This is a genomic window from Dialister micraerophilus DSM 19965 (assembly GCF_000194985.1).
GTDB lineage: Bacteria > Bacillota > Negativicutes > Veillonellales > Dialisteraceae > Dialister > Dialister micraerophilus.
Window position 1 is genome coordinate 1,072,027 of record NZ_GL878519.1, and the last position, 7,638, is coordinate 1,079,664.

The window sequence follows — 7,638 nt, forward strand, 5'->3', positions numbered from 1 at the left end:
TCTTGGTAAGACCATATCTGCAATGCAGATAACAGGAGGAAAGTCGTGAAATTTTTATTAATCGGAATTACTATGTTGATATCTGTTTTATTGATTGTAGTAACTATTGCACAAGAATCCAAACAGCCGGGAATGGGAAGCTCCATCGGGGGAGGAACTCAAGCTATGGCAGGCGGAAAAGCACGCGGTAAAGATGCGGTTTTAGCAAAATTTACCGTTATATTCGGTATTGCTTTTGCCGTACTTTGCATACTCTTGGGACGTTTTATGAATACATTTTAAAAATGTAAATACGGGCTTGCGTTGAGAACGGGTTATGTGCCGTCTTAAGCAAGCTCTTTTTATTTAGGAGAAAGAATGGAAAGAAAAATTTTAAAAGTATATAAACCAGGAGCAATTGTTGAAGGTATATATCAATCATGCGGAGATAAATTCGGATTTTTGATAACAGATGAATTTCATGAAGATGTATATATATCAAAATCTGACAGATTAAATGCATTAAACGGAGATACAATAGAAGTAAAAATAATATTCTCATACTATGGACGACATAGAAATGAAGGTACGGTAAAACGAATAATTGCACGTGCAAACGATACATTTACAGGTACATTCAAAAAAACAAGATTCGGAGGGGAAGTAGAACCCTTAGATGCAAAAATACCTATAATAATAGATGTATTGGACGGAGATACGAAAAATGCACAAACGGGACAACGTGTAACGGTAAAAATAGATCGTTGGCCCGGGAGAAGGTCAAATGCACAAGGCATAATAACTGAAATATTGGGTTACGAAGGTGATGCGGGAGTAGATATAGACACAATAATAGCGGAACACCGTTTACCGCACATTTTTGGAAATAAAGTACTTGAAGAAGCAAAATCCTTAAGTGAAAAAATCATTCCTGAAATAAATATTGAAGATTACAGAAACTTACAACTTATAACAATAGACGGAGCGGATTCCAAAGATTTGGATGATGCCGTACATTGTGAAAAAACGGAAAACGGAAATTTCATACTCGGAGTACATATTGCAGATGTAAGCAGATATGTAAAAAAAGCCGGAGAACTTGATAAAGAAGCATACAAGAGGGGAACCAGTGTTTATTTGTCGGACAGAGTAATACCTATGCTTCCGTTTAAGTTATCAAACGACTTGTGCAGTTTGAATGCAAATAAAGACAGATATGCGGTTTCATGTATAATGGAAGTAACTCGTGAAGGTAAAATAAAAACAAAAAAATAACACCTTCAATAATACGAGTTTCAAGAAGATGTACTTATCCCGAAATAAATCAAATATTTGAAGAAAATATTATAAGTGAAGAACTGAAACCGTTTGTACCCATGCTTTCGGATTTTCGTGAATGTACGGAAATTTTACGAAAAGAAAGAATACAAAGAGGGGCGCTTGAATTTGACTTTCCCGAATACAAAGTAATTCTCGATAAAGAAGGTAAGCCTTTACGTATAGAAAAAAGAATACGCGGCATATCCGAAAGAATGATAGAAGATGCCATGATAGCTGCAAACGAAACCGTAGCAAGATTTTTGAAAAAAACAGGAAACACATCTGTCTATCGTATACATGAAATACCCGATAACGACAAAATAAAGAATTTAAGAAAACTTATGGAAGTTTGTGCAATACCGATAAAAATACCTGAAAAAGTACAACCCGAAGATTTACAAAAATTATTAAGATATGTAAAAGATAAAGATATCGAATACGCAATACAGGCAATGACATTGAGATCGTTGCAACAAGCAAGATACAGCACTGAAAATGAAGGACACTTCGGAATAGCATCTATGTGTTATACACACTTTACATCGCCCATAAGAAGATATCCCGATTTGATGGTACATCGACTTATAAAAGATGCACTTACAAAACAAAAAAGTAAATCTGAACGTGAAAAAGAAACCGAATTTCTTGTAAAAGCAGTTGAACATTGTTCTGAAACGGAGCAAAATGCAACACAAACCGAACGAGATGTAACAGATTTAAAAATTGCTGAATACATGACGGCATTTGTAGGAGAACCTTTTGATGCACAAATTACGGGAGTAACTTCATTCGGTATTTTTGTAGGATTGGAAAACGGAGCCGAAGGATTGGTACATGTAAACGACATGGAAGATGATGAGTATGTATACATGGAAGATACTATGTTGCTGAAAGGGAAATACAGCGGAAAAACTTATCATTTGGGAATGCCGCTTAAAGTTACACTTGTAAAAGCGGATACCGAGAAAAAGGAACTTGATTTTATCATAGGAGAACTCAAATCTCCATTGGATATGTTTAACGAACAAAATATAAAAACAAAAACAAATACAAAAAAGAAAAAGAAAAAATTAAAAAGCAAGCGTAATTAAAAATAATAAAAGAGGTACATATGATAAAAAAAGAATTTACATTGCCCAGTGCGGTTAACCGTAAAGCATATCACGATTATTTTATACATGATACCTATGAAGCCGGAATTGTTCTTACCGGAACGGAAGTAAAATCAATTCGTTCAGGACGTATGAATATAAAAGACAGCTATGCACGAATTGAGAAAGGTGAACTTTGGTTGTGGAACGCTCATATAAGTCCGTATGAACAAGGAAACAGATTTAATCACGATCCTTTGCGTACACGTAAATTGCTTGTACATAAAAAAGAACTGAATAAATTGGAAATTATGATGAAAACGAAAGGCTATACATTGATACCTTTAAAAATTTATTTTAATAGGGGTAAAATAAAGTGTCTCATAGGGGTAGCAACAGGTAAAAAGCTCCATGATAAAAGAAGAGATATAGCCGAAAAAGCGGTTAAACGTGATTTGGACAGAAGACTTAAAGAAAGAAATTATAATTAAAAAATCATTGCTCAAATTTATGAATATAATTGAGCAATGATTTTTATATTGCGAATATTTTATTGTCCCTTCAAACCTTTGAAAAGAATTATAGGAATCATAATAATTCCTATTTGTCCTGCAAAAGGATATAAAATAGAAATTAAATTTCCAAATCCTATACTTGCACCGAAGTAATCTATAACTCCTAAAACCAAAGTTAAAATCAGCAATAAATTTTTGGATGAAATAAATCCGCTTACCCAGTTTATAACAAGCCAAAACATAGGTGCTCCTGTCGAATAAATTCCGAGTAATAAAATAATTGAAAAAATAAGAGCAAGAACAGGAGCGTTTTTACCTGCCAAGTATAAAAGAGGAACTTCAAGGCCTGCAATTTTATCGGGATAACATAACATTGATAAAACAATCAGAATAACCGGAAGCATCAAGAAAACTCCGCCTAAAATTCCGCCCCAAACAGCTTCACGTTTGGAATTTGCGGAAGCACCGAGTCCGCTTAAAAACGGAATGGCACCTAAAATCATACAAGCGGCATATAAAAGACCGCTGAACCAAGCTGTATCCAAAAATTTGTATTGACTGAACCACCAGCCGCCGGTAGCACGTAATTGAAATAATTGCTGTACTTGAAAGTCGGTTAAAGCACTTGGTAAATGTCCGAAATTAGCTAAAGTTGCAACACCTATCAAAATAGTAAAAACGGTAATAATCGGACCTATCATTCCTACGACATCAACCATACGTTTCAATCCCATGAGGACGGTGATTATACAAGCCGCAGTCATAAGTATCGCACCTATTTTAGGATTTACATTGAAATATTCACCCGTTACGGCACCCGTACCGGCAATCATAATGGAAACTACACAAAATAAAAATACAACAGTAAATATTTCCAAGCAAAAACCCAAATGTTTTCCGCAGTAATAACGAAAAGCGGTAGTTTGAGTTTTTAATTTCAAATCATAACCCTTTGCCATAAGAATTGCACCAAGGCCGGCAAATAAAAGCATACTTACCAAGGCACCTATAATTCCGTTAAAACCGAATGCGGTAAAAAATTGCATTACTTCTTGTCCGGTGGCGAATCCGGATCCTATGGAAAATGCTATGTAAGCACCCGCCAATTTTATAACATTTAAAATACTGAAACGGTTATTCATACTATACTCCTATACTACAATGTTTCCATATTTTAGAAAATAAAATCAAATCAATTCACTTTGTAAAATCTTAATTCTTTTTATACATTCATCGGGGTCTGCAGGAACACGTATGCGAATATGACGTTTTCCGATTGCATCAAAATCTTCACCACGTTCAGATTTAATACCGTACTTTATAAATAAATCATAAAGATTTATGTCCTTGTCTGTATATAACAATACAATCGGAACGGTCAAATCGGTTTTTGAAGATTTCAAAACGGTCAAAGAATCAAGTAATTTCTTTTTATTTGCAGCAATTTTTTTGCAACTGTCTTCAATGTGCTTTCTGTCCTTCAATGCCAAAGGAATAATGTAAGAAGCTACACCGGTTACAGTCATTTCTCCGGGATACAAAGACATGTACGGAATGAAATTCTTGTTCATAACCATGTATCCCGTACGTAAACCTGCCAAACCGAATCCTTTAGACAAAGTTTTTATAGTTATTACATTGGGGAACTCATTTACAAGTGTTACCGCTGAATTGGATAAATCCATGAAATCTCCGTAAGCTTCATCAACAATCAAGTAAGTATTTTGCTTTAAAGCATAACCTGCCAATTTGCGTAAATCATCAATAGGAATAATTTGTCCGGTCGGGTTGTTGGGATTATCTATGTATATAACATGATGAGTAGGTTTCAAACTATTTATTAAATCATCTATATTTAATTTGAAATCGTCTTCTTCTTTCAAAAGAACCAAATCTATATTTGCACCGAAAGAACGCATATCACTTAAAGTTGAAGAAAAAGTAGGTGCAACAGCTATAACATTTGTAGACTCATCTATTATGACCCTGTCCAAATTCCAAATAACACCCATGGAACCGGTATTTAATGCAATTTGTTCAGGAGCTATTTCTACAACATCTGATAAGTATTCAGCAATAGCTTTCCGCAAATTCGGATAAGGGAAATCAGGATATCTTGAAATAGTGTCGAAAGCTTTTTTGAAAATTTCCGGTGTGATTTCAGATGTAAATCCGAACGGATTGATTCCTAAAGAACAATCAATTAAATTATCCGGAAAAACTTCATCGGCATGCACATAAGTTGTAATTTTGTAATTTTCCAATGTTTTACGAATTCTGTACTTCATAAATACCTCCTGTAATAAATTGCATATCGAATTACCTGCAATGATTTAAATTTTCAAATTGAATAAATTTTAAATTAAAAGGAAGACAATAGCTTGTGCCAAGTATTGTCTTCCTTCAATTTACGGATTTATTTACATACAACAATCAATTTGCTGCACATAAGTTACTTTTTTCAAGACAAAACTTGGCATTGATACCATAAAAGTAGTAATAATATGCCATGTTAAAAAATCCGAAAAAAGCAACACTGAAAACTCTCTGCATTTTAAAAACGAGAGAGAGCAAAACAAAAGAAGGCTTCATATGAATATCAGTTAAATTAACGGATAATTTATTCATAATAGCCTCCTTCATAAGCATTTGAAAATTTTTCTAATTATATACTATGCAAAACAATAATGCAAATAAAAATTTTATAAGTTGAAATTATTTAATCAAAATAATTTTATATTTATATTGATTAAAGCATAAAATGAAACACCTTCCCTGTATTGTAGAGAAGGTGTCTATATATTATTTTAAGCCCTTTATCAATATAACAGGAATCATCAATACTCCGATTTGTCCGGATATAGGATACAAAAGTGCAATAAGATTTACGAATCCCAAACTTGAACCGAAGTAAGTTATAACTCCTAAAAGTACAGTTATAGCAAGAAGTATTTTTTTAGAAGAAATAAAACCCTCAATCCAATCCATAATCATCCAAAACATCGGTGCGCCGGTAGAGTAAACACCGAGCAGTAATATTATAGAAAAAATAACGGTGAGAACAGGAGCATTTTGATCTGCAATATATAAAAGAGGTACTTCAAGCATGGTAATTTGATCCGGATAACATAACATTGCCAAAACAATTAAAATGATTGGGAGCATCAAGAAAATTCCGCCTGAAATTCCGCCCCAAACAGCCTCACGTTTGGAATTTGCAGAAGCGCCCATTCCGCTTAAAAAAGGAATTCCTACAACAATCATGAAAGTTGCATAGAGTACACCGCCGAACCATGCGGAATCCAAAATGGAATAATTACTGAACCACCATCCTTTGGTTATACGTAAATTTAGCAAATTTGAAGCTTGCAAATCTGTTAATGCATTAGGTAAATGCCCTGTTTTTATAAGAGTAATCAATCCTATCAAAATAGAAAAAACAATAATTATCGGTCCGATCATACCTATGATATCGACAAGACGTTTAAGCCCTGCAATGACTGTAATCACACAAGTTGCCGCCATAATTACAGCGCCGATTTTAGGAGTTATATTATAATACTCACTTGCAACGGCACCTGTACCTGCAATCATAATTGAAACAACACATAGCAAAAATACAACCGTGAATATCTCCAAACAAATTCCTACATATTTACCGCAGTAATAACGAAAAGCGGTAGTTTGAGTTTTTAATTTCAACTCATAACCTTTAGCCATAAGAACCGCACCGAGTCCGGCAAATAAAAGCATACTTACTAAAGCACCGATAATTTCCCTCAATCCATATGCAGTGAAAAATTGTAACGGTTCCTGTCCTGTCGCAAATCCGGAACCGATGCAGAATGCTATATAAGTTCCGGCTAATTTTATAACGTTTAAAATGCTGAAATTTTTATTCATAATTTACTCCTATAATTCTTAAAACAATTGACATCGATTTATGTAAAATTTTTAATTCTACTCAGCTCATTTATATTTCTTATCGGATAATCCATAAAATCTTCCTTCGGTTTAAATTGCAGCTATACTCCTTTCGTAATAAAAAAGAGAGCATACCTTGACAAGTATGCCCTCGAAGCGGTTGTGTTCATTTTATGTAAAACAGTGATTTTTTGTTATACATAAGTTGCTCTTCTCAGTATTATACTTGCATAAGTATTCGAGTAAAAAATTGAATACACTGAAAAAACTGGAAAAGGCAACACTAAAGACTTTCTTTACAGAAAGCACAACAAGAAAAGCGATTACATGAAGTTTTGTATTTATTGAATTACTCATGATATACTTCCTTGTTGTAAAAATAAATTTTACAAATTATATCCTATTGAGAACGTTTATACAAACGGAAAATAAAGTTTAATTTGAAAAATAAAAAAGTCCCGTATAATCGGGACCGTTGGCGGAGAGAGGGGGATTCGAACCCCCGTTACGGCTTATCACCGTAAACATGATTTCCAATCATGCACCTTAAACCACTCGGACACCTCTCCATGTGAATGATTGACTTAAATAGTATACCGATTATTGTTTGATGTGTCAAGTATAATTGAAAACATGAATTGATTTTAGCAGACCGCAATATTAAATTTTGAAATTTATTATTTTCAACAAAAAGATTTTTACTTACATTAATATGTAAATAAATAATATGGAAAGAAAGTCTAAATATTTTTCAATAAGATGTTGACAACTTTTTATTTGCATGTTAATATAATCAAGTCGTTATGATT

6 protein-coding genes, 1 tRNA gene and 1 pseudogene are annotated in these 7,638 nt (G+C 33.6%); 3 read left to right on the plus strand and 5 right to left on the minus strand.

What is annotated here, in order from left to right:
- The first annotated feature begins 45 nt into the window (after positions 1–45).
- The 3 genes and pseudogenes from secG (at position 46) to smpB (ending at position 2,881) form a co-directional block, all read left to right on the plus strand.
- A complete protein-coding gene (secG, locus tag HMPREF9083_RS05095; RefSeq protein ID WP_007554501.1) occupies positions 46–282 on the plus strand; it encodes a preprotein translocase subunit SecG in 237 nt (78 codons plus the stop codon).
- A gap of 200 nt (positions 283–482) precedes the next feature.
- Positions 483–2,387, plus strand: a pseudogene (locus HMPREF9083_RS05100) (RNB domain-containing ribonuclease); the annotation flags it as partial.
- Between the two features lie 23 nt (positions 2,388–2,410).
- Positions 2,411–2,881, plus strand: coding sequence for an SsrA-binding protein SmpB (smpB, locus tag HMPREF9083_RS05105; protein ID WP_007556337.1), 471 nt, complete (start codon positions 2,411–2,413; stop codon positions 2,879–2,881).
- Between the two features lie 59 nt (positions 2,882–2,940).
- On the opposite strand, the gene HMPREF9083_RS05110 is transcribed toward smpB, so the two are convergent.
- From HMPREF9083_RS05110 to HMPREF9083_RS05130, 5 genes are all read right to left on the minus strand, one after another.
- The gene (locus HMPREF9083_RS05110; RefSeq protein WP_007556338.1) at positions 2,941–4,047 is read right to left on the minus strand and encodes a YkvI family membrane protein; all 1,107 of its coding nucleotides are present in this window, start codon (positions 4,045–4,047) and stop codon (positions 2,941–2,943) included.
- A 45-nt stretch (positions 4,048–4,092) separates the two neighbouring features.
- Positions 4,093–5,193, minus strand: a complete 1,101-nt coding sequence (locus tag HMPREF9083_RS05115) for a pyridoxal phosphate-dependent aminotransferase (protein ID WP_007556339.1) — start codon at positions 5,191–5,193, stop codon at positions 4,093–4,095.
- A gap of 145 nt (positions 5,194–5,338) precedes the next feature.
- Positions 5,339–5,533: a hypothetical protein gene (locus HMPREF9083_RS05120; protein ID WP_007554500.1), complete on the minus strand. Its 195-nt coding sequence runs from the start codon at positions 5,531–5,533 to the stop codon at positions 5,339–5,341.
- A 174-nt stretch (positions 5,534–5,707) separates the two neighbouring features.
- Complete coding sequence (locus HMPREF9083_RS05125) at positions 5,708–6,808, minus strand: YkvI family membrane protein (RefSeq protein ID WP_007556341.1); 1,101 nt, start codon at positions 6,806–6,808, stop codon at positions 5,708–5,710.
- 497 nt (positions 6,809–7,305) lie between these two features.
- Positions 7,306–7,398 (minus strand) — tRNA-Ser (locus HMPREF9083_RS05130).
- Positions 7,399–7,638 lie beyond the last annotated feature (240 nt).